This is a genomic window from Paenibacillus sp. GYB006, from assembly GCF_036577645.1.
Lineage (GTDB): Bacteria > Bacillota > Bacilli > Paenibacillales > Paenibacillaceae > Paenibacillus.
On record NZ_JARBDA010000019.1, the window covers coordinates 36,139 to 53,546 of the forward strand.

Consider the following 17,408-nt stretch of genomic DNA (forward strand, 5'->3'; position numbering starts at 1 on the left):
GCATTCATAATTAAGCCTGGAGGAGAATACACATGGAACGTACTTTTTTGATGGTGAAACCAGATGGCGTACAACGTGGACTCATTGGACGAATTGTTAGTCGGTTTGAAGATAAGGGGTTTAAACTGGTTGCAGGTAAATTCGTACAGATGACTGACGAACAAGCAAAACGTCATTATGCGGAACATGAAGGTAAGCCTTTCTTTGATGAGCTCGTGTCTTTCATTACTTCTGGGCCGGTCTTTGCCATGGTATGGGAAGGTGAAGATGTAATTGAACTCGCTCGGGTGGTCATTGGGAAAACCAAAGTGAAAGAGGCACTCCCTGGAACGATTCGTGGAGATTTTGCAGCAGTTACTCCGCATAATCTGATTCATGGTGCTGATTCTCCTGAAAGTGCAGCTCGTGAGCTTGCTAACTTCTTTAATGAGGATGAGCTGGTATCTTACAGTAAAACGATTGCTGCCTGGACATAAACGAGTGATCTTTCCGTAAGAAGGAAGGAATCAAATGTCACTGCTTGAAAAAGGTTCTGAACAGGATGACTATGTCCTGTTTATTCATAAGATCAAGGCAGCTACTGGAATTGATCTTGCCCAGTATAAAGAAACTCAAATGAAGCGGCGGTTGACTACCCTTAGGTTAAGACATGGGTACGATTCTTTTGCCGCTTTTTTTGAAGGGATGGAACAAAACAAAGCACTTTTTCTAGATTTTCTAGATCGAATGACGATTAATGTGTCTGAATTTTGGAGGAACCGGAATCGGTGGGAAGTACTGCAAAACACATTGCTTCCTTCCCTTACTTCCCATCTTCCGCTTAAAGTATGGAGTGCCGCTTGTTCTACGGGAGAAGAGCCCTATACAATCGCAATGATTCTTGACATGGCTGGTTTGCTCTCAAGCAGTACAATTATGGCCACTGACATTGATGATGGTGCTTTGGCGAAGGCAGGGCAAGGTACATATTTGAAACGTTCCTTAAAGGAAGTTCCTGAGCAGGTAGTCAAAAAATACTTTAAACCTGAGGGATTGCATTATAAAATCGATCCTAAACTGGCGGAAGCTGTCCATTTTAGTAAACAAAACTTACTTATGGACCCCTTTGAGGATGGGTTTGACTTGATTGTGTGCCGAAATGTGATGATCTATTTTACAGAAGAAGCAAAACATGTGCTTTATCAGAAATTTGCAAATGCACTTCGTCCTGGCGGTATTTTATTTGTGGGAAGTACAGAACAAATTTTCTCACCAGGAGAGTACGGCCTTGAAGGAGCAGAGACTTTTTTCTATCGTAAAAAATAAATGCATAAAAAACAGCTAGAATGTCTCATACTGTAGCAATCAGATGTTATGGATAGATCTGGAGGCGAAAGTTATTGACAAGCAAGTTGTGATTACTGCCTACCGGCAGGGAATGATTAGTATTTTGGAATGTGCTCAGATTCTTGGACTCGATCCTTCTCAAATGAGACAGGTCCTTGGCAGCATAAAGCCCGATAGTAATCTACAGAACAGCAATAGATCCAGGCAGACTAGTCTGATGGGAAGCAAGTAAACTTACGTAATAGAGAACACGCAGATTCCCCATTTGAATCTGCGTGTTTTTTTATGAATGAGAACATTTCTTGTCAAAGATAACATGCTATACTATAATGATCAAAGATTAAGGATTTTAGCAGTTTAAAGCTTAACAGTATAAAGGGGGAACGTATTATGAGTCTTCGTTATTTAACCGCAGGGGAAACGCACGGACCCCAATTAACCGCAATCGTTGAAGGTCTTCCGAGCAATATGAAGGTGGATTTTGAGGAACTGAATTTCCAGCTCCATCGCCGTCAAAAAGGATATGGCCGAGGTCGTCGTATGCAAATTGAGAAAGATACCGCTGAAATTGTGGGTGGAATTCGTCACGGATATACAACTGGAGCACCAGTGGCGCTCGTAGTTGAGAATAAAGACTGGACGCATTGGCGTAATATTATGAACATTGAACCAATCGAAGGTAATGATGAAGAGAAACGCAGAATGCATCGTCCACGTCCAGGTCACGCAGATTTGAATGGCGGACTTAAATATAATTTGAAAGATCTCCGTAATGTACTAGAACGTTCTAGTGCAAGAGAAACAACGGTACGTGTTGCTGTGGGCGCGCTTGCACGCCAACTACTCTCCGAGTTTGGAATAGAGGTTGCCGGCAGAGTGCTTCGGATTGGGGAGATTGAAGCTCCTTATGAAGACCTTCCGCTGGAAGAACTTCGTGCTCGTACAGAAGCCTCATCGGTTCGCGTTACGGATGAAGAAACAGAGAAGAAGATGGAAGCTTATATTGATCAGATTAAGCAAGAAGGCGATTCAATCGGCGGGATTGTAGAATGTATTGTGGAAGGTGTTCCTGTTGGTCTTGGAAGCTATGTTCAATATGACCGGAAGCTTGATGGACGTATTGCCCAAGGGGTTATGTCAATTAATGCATTTAAAGGTGTAGAGATTGGAATTGGGTTCGAGGCGGGCACGATTCGTGGTTCCCAGGTACATGATGAAATTCTGTATACGGAAGAGAAAGGATACCACCGTGCTACGAATCGCCTTGGCGGATTTGAAGGCGGGGTAACGAATGGTATGCCAATAAAAGTACGCGGTGTAATGAAGCCAATTCCGACGCTTTATAAACCGCTGCAAAGTGTAGATATTGATACAAAAGAGCCGTTTACCGCTCAGGTTGAACGTTCGGATGCATGTGCTGTACCTGCTGCGAGTGTGGTAATGGAGCATGTGGTTGCTTTTGAAGTAGCTAAAGCGTTCTTGGAGAAATTCGGCGGAGATTCTATAGAGGAGATCCGGGCCAACCTCGATAACTATAATGCACAATTGGAGCGTTACTAGTGATGAGGGAGCTAAAGGTTGATCTCGGTGAACGATCGTATCCAATCTATATTGGCAGTGGACTTCTTGAAGAAGCAGGAGATTATATTCAGAAGCATGGAATCAGCGTAAAAAGTTCTTTGCTTGTTATTACGGATGAGAAAGTTGCTCCTCATTATCTTGATACACTTCTCACTTCTCTGGAAACCGCAGGGTATGCTGTAGCATCTGCTGTGGTACCAAGCGGTGAAACTTCTAAGTCGCTGAAAGTTTATGAAGAGATGATGACAAGTGCAATTGAAGCAAAGCTGGATCGCAGCTCGGCTATTCTTGCGCTTGGAGGCGGAGTGGTTGGAGATTTAGCTGGATTTGTAGCCGCTACTTATATGCGAGGAATCAAATTTGTGCAAATTCCGACTACCATCCTAGCTCATGATAGCAGTGTGGGCGGAAAAGTAGCGATTAATCATCCACTCGCTAAAAACATGATCGGTGCTTTTCATCAGCCAGAGCTAGTCCTTTATGATGTAAACACGCTGCTCACACTACCGCGTCGTGAGGTATCTGCTGGGCTTGCAGAAATGGTTAAGCACGGACTGATCAGGGATGCAGATTTTGCCCATTGGTGCGAGGAGAATGCAGATCAGTTATTAGCTCTTGATAAGGATGCTTTAGCGTATGGACTACTCAAAGGTTGTGCGATCAAGGCAGAGATTGTTTCTCAGGATGAGCAAGAAAACGGAATTCGCGCGATCCTGAATCTTGGTCATACCATTGGTCACGCGATTGAAGCCATTGCTGGTTATGGGGAGTTCCTTCATGGAGAAGCCATATCCATCGGGATGGTTGGATCAGCTAAGCTTGGTGTCATGAGGGGAGCAGATGCTTCGCTATATGAAGACACCAAACGGATGCTTAAGGCGATTGGACTACCGACTTCCCTCCCTGAGCATCTGAGTACTGAGGATATTATGTCTGCGATGATGCATGACAAGAAATTCAGAGAAGGCCATATGGTCTTTATCATTCCTACAGCGATTGGTGAGGTCACCATTGCCAAAGATGTACGGGCCGAGGATGTTCGTCTGGTGCTTGAGGAACTGAAGAAGGAGGTGTAGGATCGCATGTACACAAGAGGAATTCGCGGTGCAACAACGGTTGCAAGCAATACGGAAGCAGATATTGTGAATGAAACGAGCAGACTTCTCAAAGAAATCGTTCAGAAGAATTCACTTGATCCTGAGGCGATATGCAGCGTATGGATTACGCTGACGAAAGATCTTGATGCTGCATTTCCAGCCAAGTCTATTCGAGAATTACAGGGATGGGAGCTTGTTCCCCTCATGTGTTCCCAGGAGGTACCTGTCAAGGGATCACTGGAGAAATGTATTCGATTCATGATTCATGTGAATACAGACAAAACGCAAAAGGAAATGGTTCACGTATATTTGAATGGAGCCAAGGCTTTGCGGCCGGATTTAGCAGAATCATCGAATACATAGGTGAAAATGGCTTCTTGCCAAAACCTGTAGATGTAATGTATAGTGATTGTTAGCAGAGATGAGAAGAGTTTAGAGTTTAGATAAAACTTTAATTGAGTAGAGTATAGCAGAGCTGAGACGAGTTCCTATGATTTATGGCTTATGTGCGGTAGCGCATATGGGTAGCATAAAGAGTGAGGAACAACCATGGATTCATACTTTAGTGTATGGACCCATATGGAGAGATGAACATGGATTTTTGCAATATCTTGTACATATAAATCACAGCATGGGCCATATTTATAGAAATATGGATGCTGCGGATAAGAGTTCATATGCTTCCTTAGATTACGTATCTTAGGATAAGACTCTTTCTTTGTACATAGATAGATGAACCTCCATGATCGGATCATGCTGTTTACACTTCACTTTATTATTGTTTTTATAAACCTCTACGTTCTCGTAGAGGTTTTTTTGCGTAAGCATATCCCTACTTCCATCCATCTACACTCTGCCTATCTCAATGAAAAAGGAGTGTTTTATGATGAATAGCGAAGCACAGCAAGTATTAAAATTAGCAACAGAATATAATCTAATTCCTGTTGTAAAGCGGATTTTGGCTGATATGGAGACACCCATTCGATTGTTCAGCCGATTTGCAAATGAGGAATATGCATTTTTACTGGAAAGTGTGGAAGGAGGCAGCCAGTGGGCTAGATATTCTTTTATTGGCACAGCTCCTTTTTTATCGATAGCAGGGAAGAATGGTGTGTTAACACTCACGCATAAAGGTGAAAAATCACAAATGAAAGGAAAACCGATTGAAGAATTGAAGGCACTGCTTAGGCAATATCGCAGTCCGAAAATAAAAGATTTGCCTCCCTTTACAGGTGGAGCTATTGGATTCTTCGGATATGACTTGCTTCAATATTATGAAAAACTTCCGAAACATCAAGTGGATGATCTTCAAATGGAAGATATTCAGTTTATGTTCTGTGATGAAATTATTGTTTTCGATCATGTGAAGCAGCAGATCCTGCTTGTTGGCAATGTACATGTGAATCCGGGAGATCTGGATCAAGATATTCTTGAAACTTATCAAAGAGTGACAGATCGGCTGGAACAGCTCGCAAGCCAGCTGGCAGAAGAAGGACCTTCGGAAAATGTGAATCGTCGATCGATTCCAGACGGTGTGGAGCTGGGGACGGTGCACTCGAATCTAACGAAAGAAAAATTTCTCGCAAATACGGAAAAGGCTAAGGAATATATTCGGGCCGGAGATATTTTTCAAGTCGTATTATCCCAGCGTTTTCATATCGAAACGGAAGTATCGCCGCTTCAAGTATACCGTGTACTTCGTACCCTTAATCCTTCACCTTATATGTATTATCTAAAAATGGAGGAAGAGATCATCGTCGGCACTTCACCTGAACCGCTTGTAAAAGTGGACGGAGGTCGCGTGCAGACAAGACCGATTGCCGGAACTAGGCCACGAGGCAAGACAGAAGCACAGGATGCGGAATTTGCACAAGATTTACTTACGGATGAGAAAGAACGTTCAGAACATCTCATGTTAGTGGATCTTGGTAGGAACGATATTGGGAGAGTCAGTGAGTTTGGCAGCGTCAAGTGCGATTCTTATATGGAAATCGAGAAATATTCGCATGTCATGCACATGGTATCCAATGTCTCCGGCACACTTAGAGAAGATCGTGATTTCTTTGATGCATTTCTGTCATGTCTGCCAGCAGGCACGGTATCTGGGGCTCCTAAACTGAGAGCAATGGAGATTATTGCTGAACTAGAACGTGAAGCGAGAGGAGCCTATGCAGGCGCAATCGGGTATCTCGGTTTTACAGGCAATATGGATACATGCATCACAATCCGGACTATTATTTTCAAAGAAGGTAAAGCTTACGTGCAAGCAGGGGCGGGAATTGTATGGGACTCGGTACCGGAAAAAGAATATGAAGAAACCGTAAATAAGGCGAAAGCATTGCTGACCGCCATTCGCTGTGCAGAAGCGATGTTTCCCGTACAGCCACCCGGTCCAGCGTATGCTAACCAAGACTACATTTGTATGTCATCGAATCTTAAAGGATAAGGAGGAGGAGAACACATGAGTATGCTAAGCAGCGTAACTGCCATCCAGCAGGGTCTAAATAAGATATTAGGTGGTAATCATCTGTCACAGGAAGAGGCAAGGCTTGTTATGTCCAGTATCATGAACGGAGAAGCGACATCCTCACAGATTGGCGGATTGTTAACAGCACTGCGCATGAAGGGCGAAACGGTGGATGAGATTACAGGTTTTGCTCAGGCAATGCGAAGTTCTGCTAATAAGATGATTACGGACCAGGAAAATTTGCTGGATACTTGCGGTACCGGAGGCTCTGGTATCAGTAAGTTTAATATTTCCACAGCTTCAGCGATCATTGCCTCCTCCGTATCGGTACGGGTAGCTAAACACGGCAATCGTTCCGCAAGCAGTAAAGCAGGCAGTGCGGATGTACTTGAAGCATTAGGCGTAAATATTCACCTGAATAATACTCAAGCTAAGGCTTGTTTAGATGAAATTAATATTTGTTTCCTATTTGCACAGCTTTATCATCCTTCGATGAAGTACGCCGCAGCACCGCGTAAAGAACTCGGTTTTCGTACCGTATTTAATATGCTTGGTCCGCTTACCAATCCGGCTGGGGCAGATCGGCAGGTATTAGGACTATATGATATCAACAAGACAGAGATTATTGCTGAGGTACTAGGAAGACTTGGCCTCAAAAGAGCACTCGTTGTAGCAAGTTATGACGGTCTTGATGAGATCAGTATTTCAGACAGAACAAAGGTTTCTGAACTGAAGGATGGAGCCGTTCATACGTATGACATTCATCCGAGCGACCTTGGCCTTCGTGTACATCCGCTAACTAGTGTGCTTGGAGGCAATGCGGCTGAAAATGCGGAGATTATAAAAGGTGTCTTATCGGGTGAAATGAGCCCTTATCGTGATATCGTACTTGCGAACAGCGGTGCTTCAATCTATGTAACGGGCCTTGCGGGAAGTTTGGCCGAAGGTGTTCATATGGCGAAGGGTGCTATTGATTCCGGCAAAGCCTATGCAAAGCTCACACAACTTATTCAGAAAACGGGGGAGTATGACCATGAGTACGTATCTTGATCGCATTGTAGCCACCAAAATAGAAGAAGTAGCAAAGCTTAAGCAAAGCTTTGATCTTACTGCAGCAGAAAGAAAGATTGCACAAATGCCTAATACGAAAGGGTTTGAGCAGGCTTTATCGAGATCGCACAGCTGCGGGATGGGACTTATTGCAGAAGTGAAGAAAGCATCCCCTTCAAAAGGACTGATTCGCCCTGATTTTGATCCCGTGCGGATTGCCAAAGCCTATGAAGAGGCAGGAACGGATTGTATATCCGTTTTGACAGACGAATTATATTTTCAAGGTCAGGCGGCCTATTTAACGGAGATTAGAAATGCAGTGAACGTTCCCTTACTTCGTAAAGATTTTATTATTAGTGAGCTTCAGATTGCGGAGGCACGCCTAATCGGTGCAGATGCAGTCTTACTTATTGCCAGCATACTGACACAAGAACAGATGGGAGCCTATCATCAGTACGCTAAAGATCTTGGTCTTGATGTGCTCGTCGAAGTGCATGATGAGCATGAACTTACACAGGTACTTGATCTGAATGTTGCCACCCTTATTGGAATTAATAATCGGAATCTGAAAAGCTTTGAAACGGATCTGAATACAACCGCACTTCTATCACAACAGGTTCCTGCGGGCATCACCTTAATTAGTGAAAGCGGCATAAGAACCAAGGCGGATGTTGATTTTTTAAAAACAACAGGGGCAAAAGGAATTTTGGTCGGAGAACAGTTTATGCGTAACGAAAATGTGGGTGAAGCCGTGCTTGAGATGATGGGAACGGGGAACTAAAATGATGTCTATTTCTAAAGTGAACGAGAAGCCGCTTGTAAAAATATGTGGACTTCAGGACGTTGAAGTGCTAAAATCTATGAAACACTTAACTGTCGATTTTATTGGATTCGTTTTTGCAAGATCAAAGCGTCAGGTGACTGCAGCACAAGCAGCAGGCCTAGTGAATGTGTTGTCAGAATGGGAAGTGCGTCCATTACCCAGATCTGTTGGGGTATTCGTAAATCCCTCAGTGGAGGAGATTGAAGAAATTCTTCGTCAAGTATCGCTGGATGTAATTCAGCTGCATGGTGATGAATCTCCAGCATTATGCCGAGAACTAAAAGCTAAGTTTGGTGTGAATGTATTCAAAGTGTTTTCTTTGAATAACGATCCCAACCAGGCGGTTGAAGATATAGATGTAAGTCTCGCTCCCTATGAAGGAGTAATAGATGCCGTTCTTATAGATACCTATGATCCTGTATACGGAGGCGGTTCTGGCCGGACTTTTTCCTGGGAACGAAGCATTCCCTATCAGTTATGGGCACGGAACATGCAAATTCCGCTCTTTATAGCCGGAGGGTTAGAACCTGATAATGTACATGAACTTGTGAATGGGTATGCACCGGGTGGCGTTGATGTATCCAGCGGTGTAGAGACAAATGGAATCAAAGACATCAATAAAATGACAGCTTTTGTGGAAAGGGTGAAGAAGGCATGACACTGGTACCGGATGTATATGGTCGTTTTGGACCTTTTGGAGGACGTTATGTACCTGAGACATTAATGAATGCCCTGATTGAACTGGAAGAGGAATTTAAACGTTTTTCCGAAGATGATGAATTTAATGAGGAACTTCGTTATTTGTTAAAACAATATTCAGGGAGAGAAACACCTCTCTATTACGCTGAACGCCTTAGTCATCATTTGGGTGGTCCAAAAATTTATTTGAAGCGTGAAGATTTGAATCACACAGGCGCTCATAAAATTAATAATGCACTCGCGCAGGGGCTGCTTGCAAAACGGATGGGCAAAAAGAAAGTCATCGCGGAGACAGGAGCAGGACAGCACGGAGTAGCTACTGCTACTGTTGCAGCGCTGTTAGGTCTTGAGTGTAAAGTATTCATGGGTGAAGAAGATACAAAACGGCAGCAGCTGAATGTGTTCCGTATGAACTTACTCGGAGCGGAAGTCATTCCGGTTACGTCAGGTTCTCGCACGCTGAAAGATGCGGGCAACGAGGCCTTAAGATACTGGGTGAGTAACGTGGAAGATACGTTCTATATATTAGGTTCTGCAGTCGGACCTCACCCGTATCCGCTCATGGTCCGTAACTTTCAGCGTGTGATTGGTGATGAGACCCGTCGTCAGATCCTGGATAGCGAAGGCAGACTTCCGGATGTGGTGGTTGCACCTGTTGGCGGCGGAAGTAATGCGATCGGTATGTTTTATCCTTTTGTTGAAGATGAAGATGTGCAGTTGATTGGCTGTGAGGCTGCTGGTAAAGGGGTGGATACTGAATTCCATGCCGCAACGATGAGCAAGGGAACACAAGGGGTGTTCCAAGGTTCGATGAGTTATTTACTTCAAGATGAATTTGGGCAAGTCCAAGAGGCTCACTCGATCTCAGCTGGACTAGATTATCCGGGTGTAGGTCCAGAACATTCTTATTTGAAGGATATCAAACGTGCACAGTATGTGCCTATAACAGATCAAGAGGCGCTGGATGCACTACAGCTGCTCAGCAGAATTGAAGGGATTATTCCTGCACTTGAATCCGCACATGCGGTTGCAGAAGTTGTGAAACTAGCTCCAACTATGAAGAAAGACCAGATCATTGTCATCTGTCTATCAGGCCGGGGAGACAAAGATGTGGAATCCATTATGAAATATACGGGAGGTGGACTCGCATGAGTATCCGATTGAACCGGATGGATGAGACCTTCCAAACCCTGCAGATGAGCGGCAAAACAGCACTTATTCCTTTTATAACAGTGGGAGATCCAGATCTGAGCACGACTGTTGAGATCATTCGTGAACTCGAAAAGGCAGGGGCTGATGTGATTGAACTAGGCGTGCCTTATTCTGACCCGCTTGCAGATGGACCCGTCATTCAGCGTGCTTCTGAACGAGCACTAAAACAGCAGATTACGATTCGTACATGTATGGAGACAGCTAAACGTGCACGTGCAGCGGGAGTGAAACTGCCATTTGTACTCTTTACATACTACAATCCCGTGCTTCAGACAGGACTAGAACTTTTCTTTGACTTGTTAGTAGAGCATGATATTAGCGGAATAATCATTCCGGATCTTCCGATTGAAGAATCTGCACAGATTCGTGAGTATGCGGATCGTGCTAATATTCACCTTATTCCCTTAGTTGCGCCGACATCGAAGGAAAGAATAAAGAAGATCGTCTCGAGCGCAAGAGGATTTATTTACTGTGTATCATCACTAGGTGTAACAGGAGAGAGAGCTGCATTCCACCAGAAAGTAGATGAATTTATTACAACGGTAAAATCATATACAACGCTTCCCGTTGCTGTTGGATTTGGGATATCCAGTCGTGAACAGGTAGAACATTTTGCTGAAATTTGTGATGGGGTTATCGTAGGCAGTGCCATTGTGAGAGAGATCGAACATACGATTCCTTTGTTATCAAATCCAGATACGAAAGAAAAAGGACTTTTGCAAATACGCCAGTTTGTGGCACAATTAAAAGTATAATTTTGGATATTTTTTTCATTATCCACAAGGGAGGGCTTGTTTATGAAACATAAGTCTACTATTGGCAATTTACCCGTATATAAACCAGGAAAGCCCGTTGAAGAAGTGAAAAAAGAGCTGGGACTCAGTGAAGTGATTAAGCTTGCATCGAATGAGAATCCTTATGGCAGTTCGGCACTTGTGAAGGATGCAATTCAGGCAGAACTTGCAAATCTGAGTATCTATCCAGACGGTTCAGCAGGAGAACTTACAGCTGATTTGGCCGTACATCTGGGTGTGCGTAATGATCAAATTATTTTTGGCGCAGGTTCGGATGAAATCATTGCCCTGATCGCTAGAGCCTTTCTCGTTCCAGGTGACGAGACAATTATGGCGGATCAAACTTTTTCAGTATATAAGAGTAATGCAGATATTGAAGGAGCGGTAAGTATTGAGGTTCCACTTGTTGACGGTACGCATGATCTAGAAAGTATGTTATCAAAAGTGTCTTCCGAAACAAAAATCATCTGGGTATGTAATCCGAATAATCCTACAGGCACCATTATCACCGAGAAAGAGCTTGTTTCCTTTATGGATCGTGTCCCTTCCGATGTGATGGTCGTTCTTGACGAAGCTTATTATGAGTTTGTTACGGATGAATCCTATCCAGAGACGATACCTATGTTGGAGAAATACAATAACCTTGTCATATTACGAACATTCTCCAAAATTTACGGACTTGCGTCTTTACGGATCGGCTATGGGATCGCGAGTTCCGAAGTAATCTCTTTAATTAATCAAGTCAGAGAACCTTTTAATACCACAAGATTCGGTCAGGTTGCTGCTCGTGCGGCTTTGCAGGATCAAGACTTTGTAAAAGATTGCCGTGATAAGAATCGTCAAGGTGTTACTTATTTACAAAGCGAATTTGATCGTTTAGGTCTTCACTATTTCCCTTCACAAGGTAATTTTATACTTGTACAAATTGGCAGACCGGCTGCCGAGATGTTTGATATCTTACTGCGACAAGGGATCATTATCCGTTCTGGGTTCCAGGTTTATCCTGACTACATCCGGGTATCTGTAGGTACACCAGAACAGAATCAAGCGTTCATCAAAGCTCTAGAGCATGCGCTTACCCCTGAACGCTCGGAAGTATAGTGGACTCGGAATGAGAACAGAAGGAATAAACTGCAAAATTGCAATCTTTGGCGTGGGACTCATCGGAGGGTCTCTCGCCCTTTGTTTTAAAGGGAAGCCGGGAATAGAAGTAGTTGGTTATGCGCATGAACCGAAAATTCAAGAAAGATATCTAAAGAGCGGTGTACTTGATCATGTGACCTTATCCATTGAAGAGGCGGCACTGGATGCGGATTTCATTTTTTTAAGTGTACCGGTCGGCATGCTGAATTATTATCTTCAGGAACTAAATAAACTCCCGCTAAAGAAAGGCTGTATTATTACGGATGTAGGCAGCACGAAAGCCTCGATTACAGCAGCTGCGAAGACACTCGATTTTCGAGATGTATATTTTATTGGCGGGCATCCGATGGCGGGTTCAGAACGGTCTGGCGTAGAGGCGGCTTCTCCGTTGCTATTCGAAAATGCATACTATGTTCTTACACCTCAGCCGGAGATCGAGGAAGACGTCTATAATAAGCTTCATCATCTGCTGTCTTATACTAGAGCACAAGTTATCCGGGTAGAACCTGAACATCACGATGATATCGTGGGCGCTATTAGTCACTTGCCTCATATTATTGCGGTAGCACTAGTTAATCAGATCAGCAGCTATAACCAAAATGAACCTTTATATCAGCTGCTTGCAGCCGGCGGTTTCCGTGATATTACCCGTATTGCGTCGAGTGATCCGGTAGTATGGCGTGATATTTTACTGAGTAACCGTGATGTATTACTGCGACTTATTCGGGACTGGAATAAGCAAGTAAGCCAGTTTACTCAGGTGCTGGAGGAAAGTAATGGGGAAGCGATCGAAGCTGCTTTTCGTGAAGCCGGTTCTTTTCGAGATCAATTACCGGAGCGAAGAAAAGGAATCATTAATGCTTTATTTGACATTTATATTGATGTTCCGGATACCCCAGGGATTATTGGACGAATTGCAACGGAACTGGGGACGGCTCGGATCAATCTGAGCAATATGCAGATCATTGAGAGCAGAGAAGATGTACCCGGCATTCTCAGATTGTCCTTTCGGCAGGAGGATGATATGGAGAGAGCAATTGAACTTCTTACCAATCTGGGTTATACCGTACGAAGCTAAGAGAGAGGGGAAGCCCTCTTTCTTTGTTTATAAAACCGCTTTATTTATGTAAATATGCAAGATCCTAAATAAATGTATAATTATGGTTGACAGAATGAAAACGGATACATATAATAAAAGTACAGTATGGTTTCTCTCCACTCCTATCCAATAACTGGTTGTTCTGAAAGATGAACAACGGGCCGCGATGATTCGCGGCCTCTTTTTTTTGAAAGTAAACATACTATGAATAATGATATTTTTATAATTCCTTTCATATTTGTTTTAACGCTTCCTGAACTTTTTCAAAAGCTTAAATATTTCAATCATGAAATTTTAATAATACAGATTTTGAACAACGGGCTGCGATAAATTCGCGGCCTATTTTTTTGCTTACATGACTAGATCAAACCGGTCCACTTAGTCTTAAAGTATCATAGACGTAAAATAAATAACAAATTTTTCATAAATTAAAAGGGAAACTTTGGTTGATTATATGGTATAATGTTCCTTGGAATTATAGGAATGATTAGGAAAGTGTTACTACATAAGGATTTACAAGCAAGAGAGTAAGAACTAGTTAGCTATTTACAACCTCATAATAAAAATTACATTTCTGTAATTATATTCAATCATAATAATAGGTTCCTGCTCTAAAAAGTGTTGTTACAGGCATTTTTATATACCTGGGCACTATGGAACTGCAAGGAGGAGCTTAGACCTAATGGATGATTCAGAGTTGATTAAAGAAATAAAAGCAGGAAAAGTCGAGCTATATTCTGAGCTCATGGGACGATATGAAAGAAAGATGTATGCTTTTGTCTACCACATGCTTCGCAGTTCTGGACTTGAACATATGTCAGAAGATTTAGTATCAGAAACATTTTATAAAGCTTATCGAAGTCTAAATTCCTTCCGCGAGATTGATGCATCTTTCTCCACCTGGGTGTATACTATTGCTAGAAATACGGTTCTTAGCGAACTTCGAAAACATCGAGGAAGTAATATTCCGCTTGAAGAAAGTGGAGTTATTCCTGTTGCTTCTTTGGATACAGCTCCTGAACAAGCGATGCTGAGAAATGAACGTGTCATTAAAGTGCGTGAAGCAATTAATAATTTGCCTGATAAGCAGCGAACGGCTCTTATTCTCAGAGAATATGATCAGCTCGAATATCAGGAAATTTCGGATATTTTAGGGCAGACCGTGAGTTCCGTCAAATCTTTATTGTTTCGTGCACGGATGAGCGTCAAGAATCAGTTGCATTCGTATTTCTTTGAACCGATCTATGAGGAATATGAAGGGATGAAAAGTCAATGAATTGCAACGAAGCCCAGGAGTGCATGGCGCAAGTTTGGGATTTGTCCGCACATCATCCGGTACGAGTTGAACTGAATAAACATATAGAAGAATGCTCTGATTGTGCCTTTGAATATAGCAGGTGGGAGGAATTATATGACCTGATTCCCGAGACTTTAGATCCTGTTCCCGACAAGTCGCTTCAATCGATGCACGGTAAGGTAATGGACAAGATATACAGCGACCATCCGCATATTCAAAGAACAGATATCAAACCCTACAAATGGACGGAAACAACGGTCACTCGTTTTTCAATCTGGATTTCTGCTTGTTTAGCCGTGTTGTTGTGCAGCATCGTGCTCATGGTATGGAAGGTAAGTACTAGTAGCGATGCTGGCATGAATAATGGTGCTGGAATTGTTCCTACTGGAGTAGCGAGTAATACACCGGCTTTCAGCTTGTTTTACCATGATACTAAAGGTGCTTCTGGTATTATTGAACCCTTTGTAGCAGGGATTCCCGCTTACCCTGAGTACTGGATATTCATATCTTTGCTAGCTTTGGGGATGGCTTTATTCTCTTTACGCAGAATGCATCATATAACCAAATAACAAAAAGAGAAGGAGGCATATCTTGAAATGAGAATTGGTTTAATACGTCATGGACTTACGGATTGGAATGTAGCTGGACGAATTCAAGGACGCAGCGACATTCCTCTGAATGATGAAGGCAGACTGCAGGCAAAGTTGCTTGGAGAACGTCTTCTAACTGAACCCTATGAGTGGGACTATATTATAACGAGCGGATTGTCTCGCGCACAGGAAACAGGAGAAATCATAAGCCGTATTATTAATGTTCCTATGCTTCCGCCTGATGAACGACTTCAAGAAAGATCTTTTGGGCAGGCCGAAGGCCTAACGCAAGAAGAACGAGAAGCAAAATGGGGAGTAGACTGGAATTTATTAGACTTAGGGCAGGAAAAAGAACCTGATATGCGGGTAAGGGCCCTTACCTTTATTAATGAATTGGCACAGATGCATCCTCATCAGCATATTCTTGTCGTTTCTCACGGGGCTCTGCTTGCTCAGTTATATAAAGCACTTTACGAAGATCGATATACTGAGAGAATTGGAAATTTGTCTCTTACCATACTAGAGAATGAAGAAGAAAAATGGAATCCGTTGCTTTATAACTGTACGAAGCATTTAATGGAATGTTCGTTTGAAAAATCAAAAAAATAATTGCTGTGTAAATAACCCGAATGCAGATTCGGGTTATTTTTTTTGCCGTAAAGGAATAAATGTTGCAATAATTCCCATAATGGTAGTAAAACGGCGAGGCGATGGGACAATGAATTTAGCGGATCTACTTACGTATGCTGACATTGGTCAGCTGAACCGCATTGCAAACCATTATGAATGCAGCAGCAACACCCATTCCAAACATGAATTAATTCAGAGTATTTTAGTTACACTCGGTAATTCCTCCTTTATTGAAGAACTGGTATATGATCTGCCAGAGGGTCAGCTTAGCTTTCTAAATGCACTACTGTTTGATGGAAGGGTAAATTACAGCATAGAAGAACTTACGGCCCTTGCAAAGCAAGCAATGGAACCCAAGGGAGAACGTCCTGCTGCCTATTTTCGCGATATTGTTGTTCAGTTTACGAAACGCGGCTGGTTATTTAATGGTTCAACACAGCAAACGAAATATTTGTATCGTGTTCCCCAAGATTTAAAAATGAAATTTATGGGCGTAATACGTTCAAAATTTATACAGCTTGCTGAGGTTGTCCCTGAACCTTCTATCTATCGTGAAGAACATCATTTAATGTTCGAGGATATGAAATTAATGCTTAAATTCACTGATCAGTATGAAATTCCTCTGAATCAGGAAGGATTTATGTATAAGAGGACGCAGCAGCAACTGCTGGATTTTCTACATGTAAAAGAACCATTGGTAGGAAAAGCAGGATGGCGTTTCGGATATGGGAGAAGCTATAAAGAATACCCTGATCGGTTAGCTCTACTGTATGATTATGCAATTCATCAGCGGTATATAGCAGAAAACAATGGAATTCTTGCTATTACCAATGAAGGCACCCATGTTTTTGAGAAGTCATCAGATGAAGAGTTGATGCAGATTTTTCGCTATTGGTTAAGACTTTATAAAGGAGCTATTCCAAGTCTTGCTTCTGTTGTGTATTGGATCGGGGAGTGTGCGAAGGAATGGATTACTGTTTCCTCCTTACTGGAAAGCATGGGTGTGATCATTCATCCCTTCTACTACGATACGAATGAGGCTGTTCTTAAACAGCGAATACTTCAAATGATGATGCATCTAGGAATGGTTCGGATCGGAGAACATGAGGAGAAGGGACAGGTTGTTAGAATGACACCTTGGGGAAACCGGTTAACGGTAACCTGCAATGCGGTTCAATATACATCCCGTTAACCCGTGAAAATAATTTAGCTTAGCCTAAAAATATAACAATTGGTTGGAGGTGCATCCTATGGATAAAATGAAAGTTACTTACGAGGTCATGTTAGGACTGGCTGCAGAAATGGTCTGGGACGCGGCATTACGCAAACATCGGAGTGAACAATTGTATGATGAAATTGACAAAGCACTGGCATCGGGGGATGAAGTGGCTTTCCGCAGCCTGACGGATGAACTGAGATTAATTATTTCGTAAGACAACCCTACGTTAAAAAAGAACCCTTCTCCTGAAAAATGAGGCCACTGAAAAAGTCCAATATCTAAAATCAGGATGCCTTTCCTCAATATTGAGGAAAGGCATCCTGATTTTTTGTATAATAAAAGTATAAATTTCAGGTGGTGTCTCGGATGATTTCAAATCAA

General features: G+C 42.6%; 19 protein-coding genes. All 19 read left to right on the forward strand.

The window, feature by feature from the left end:
• Window positions 1-32 precede the first annotated feature (32 nt).
• Window positions 33-476 carry a nucleoside-diphosphate kinase gene (gene ndk / locus PV403_RS22295; protein WP_332086014.1) on the forward strand — a complete coding sequence of 148 codons (444 nt, stop codon included), beginning with the start codon at window positions 33-35 and terminating at the stop codon, window positions 474-476.
• Between the two features lie 34 nt (window positions 477-510).
• Complete coding sequence (locus PV403_RS22300; protein WP_332086015.1) at window positions 511-1,305, forward strand: CheR family methyltransferase; 795 nt, start codon at window positions 511-513, stop codon at window positions 1,303-1,305.
• A gap of 43 nt (window positions 1,306-1,348) precedes the next feature.
• Window positions 1,349-1,558 carry a hypothetical protein gene (locus tag PV403_RS22305; protein WP_332086016.1) on the forward strand — a complete coding sequence of 70 codons (210 nt, stop codon included), beginning with the start codon at window positions 1,349-1,351 and terminating at the stop codon, window positions 1,556-1,558.
• Between the two features lie 158 nt (window positions 1,559-1,716).
• Window positions 1,717-2,886, forward strand: coding sequence for a chorismate synthase (gene aroC, locus PV403_RS22310; protein WP_332086017.1), 1,170 nt, complete (start codon window positions 1,717-1,719; stop codon window positions 2,884-2,886).
• Between the two features lie 2 nt (window positions 2,887-2,888).
• Complete coding sequence (gene aroB, locus PV403_RS22315) at window positions 2,889-3,983, forward strand: 3-dehydroquinate synthase (RefSeq protein ID WP_332086018.1); 1,095 nt, start codon at window positions 2,889-2,891, stop codon at window positions 3,981-3,983.
• Window positions 3,984-3,989: 6 nt separating this feature from the next.
• A complete protein-coding gene (gene aroH, locus PV403_RS22320) occupies window positions 3,990-4,367 on the forward strand; it encodes a chorismate mutase (RefSeq protein WP_332086019.1) in 378 nt (125 codons plus the stop codon).
• A gap of 520 nt (window positions 4,368-4,887) precedes the next feature.
• Entirely contained in the window at window positions 4,888-6,450 is a 1,563-nt protein-coding gene (gene trpE, locus PV403_RS22325) for an anthranilate synthase component I (protein ID WP_332086020.1), read from the forward strand.
• 21 nt (window positions 6,451-6,471) lie between these two features.
• Window positions 6,472-7,521: an anthranilate phosphoribosyltransferase gene (trpD, locus tag PV403_RS22330; RefSeq protein ID WP_332086029.1), complete on the forward strand. Its 1,050-nt coding sequence runs from the start codon at window positions 6,472-6,474 to the stop codon at window positions 7,519-7,521.
• Window positions 7,505-8,302, forward strand: a complete 798-nt coding sequence (gene trpC / locus PV403_RS22335; RefSeq protein WP_332086021.1) for an indole-3-glycerol phosphate synthase TrpC — start codon at window positions 7,505-7,507, stop codon at window positions 8,300-8,302. Before trpD ends, trpC begins: the two co-directional genes overlap by 17 nt.
• A gap of 1 nt (window position 8,303) precedes the next feature.
• Complete coding sequence (locus PV403_RS22340; RefSeq protein WP_332086022.1) at window positions 8,304-9,002, forward strand: phosphoribosylanthranilate isomerase; 699 nt, start codon at window positions 8,304-8,306, stop codon at window positions 9,000-9,002.
• Window positions 8,999-10,195, forward strand: a complete 1,197-nt coding sequence (gene trpB / locus PV403_RS22345) for a tryptophan synthase subunit beta (protein WP_332086023.1) — start codon at window positions 8,999-9,001, stop codon at window positions 10,193-10,195. Before PV403_RS22340 ends, trpB begins: the two co-directional genes overlap by 4 nt.
• A gap of 8 nt (window positions 10,196-10,203) precedes the next feature.
• Window positions 10,204-11,010: a tryptophan synthase subunit alpha gene (gene trpA, locus PV403_RS22350; RefSeq protein ID WP_332086030.1), complete on the forward strand. Its 807-nt coding sequence runs from the start codon at window positions 10,204-10,206 to the stop codon at window positions 11,008-11,010.
• A gap of 42 nt (window positions 11,011-11,052) precedes the next feature.
• On the forward strand, window positions 11,053-12,150 hold the full coding sequence (gene hisC / locus PV403_RS22355; RefSeq protein WP_332086024.1) for a histidinol-phosphate transaminase: 1,098 nt from the start codon (window positions 11,053-11,055) through the stop codon (window positions 12,148-12,150).
• A 10-nt stretch (window positions 12,151-12,160) separates the two neighbouring features.
• The gene (locus PV403_RS22360) at window positions 12,161-13,270 is read left to right on the forward strand and encodes a prephenate dehydrogenase (RefSeq protein ID WP_332086025.1); all 1,110 of its coding nucleotides are present in this window, start codon (window positions 12,161-12,163) and stop codon (window positions 13,268-13,270) included.
• Window positions 13,271-13,973: 703 nt separating this feature from the next.
• Window positions 13,974-14,567: an RNA polymerase sigma factor gene (locus tag PV403_RS22365; RefSeq protein ID WP_213529558.1), complete on the forward strand. Its 594-nt coding sequence runs from the start codon at window positions 13,974-13,976 to the stop codon at window positions 14,565-14,567.
• Entirely contained in the window at window positions 14,564-15,157 is a 594-nt protein-coding gene (locus tag PV403_RS22370) for a hypothetical protein (RefSeq protein ID WP_332086026.1), read from the forward strand. Before PV403_RS22365 ends, PV403_RS22370 begins: the two co-directional genes overlap by 4 nt.
• A 27-nt stretch (window positions 15,158-15,184) precedes the next feature.
• Window positions 15,185-15,787, forward strand: a complete 603-nt coding sequence (locus tag PV403_RS22375) for a histidine phosphatase family protein (protein ID WP_332086027.1) — start codon at window positions 15,185-15,187, stop codon at window positions 15,785-15,787.
• A 109-nt stretch (window positions 15,788-15,896) separates the two neighbouring features.
• Window positions 15,897-17,000: a hypothetical protein gene (locus PV403_RS22380; protein WP_332086028.1), complete on the forward strand. Its 1,104-nt coding sequence runs from the start codon at window positions 15,897-15,899 to the stop codon at window positions 16,998-17,000.
• A gap of 58 nt (window positions 17,001-17,058) precedes the next feature.
• Window positions 17,059-17,241 carry an IDEAL domain-containing protein gene (locus PV403_RS22385; protein WP_160033227.1) on the forward strand — a complete coding sequence of 61 codons (183 nt, stop codon included), beginning with the start codon at window positions 17,059-17,061 and terminating at the stop codon, window positions 17,239-17,241.
• Window positions 17,242-17,408 lie beyond the last annotated feature (167 nt).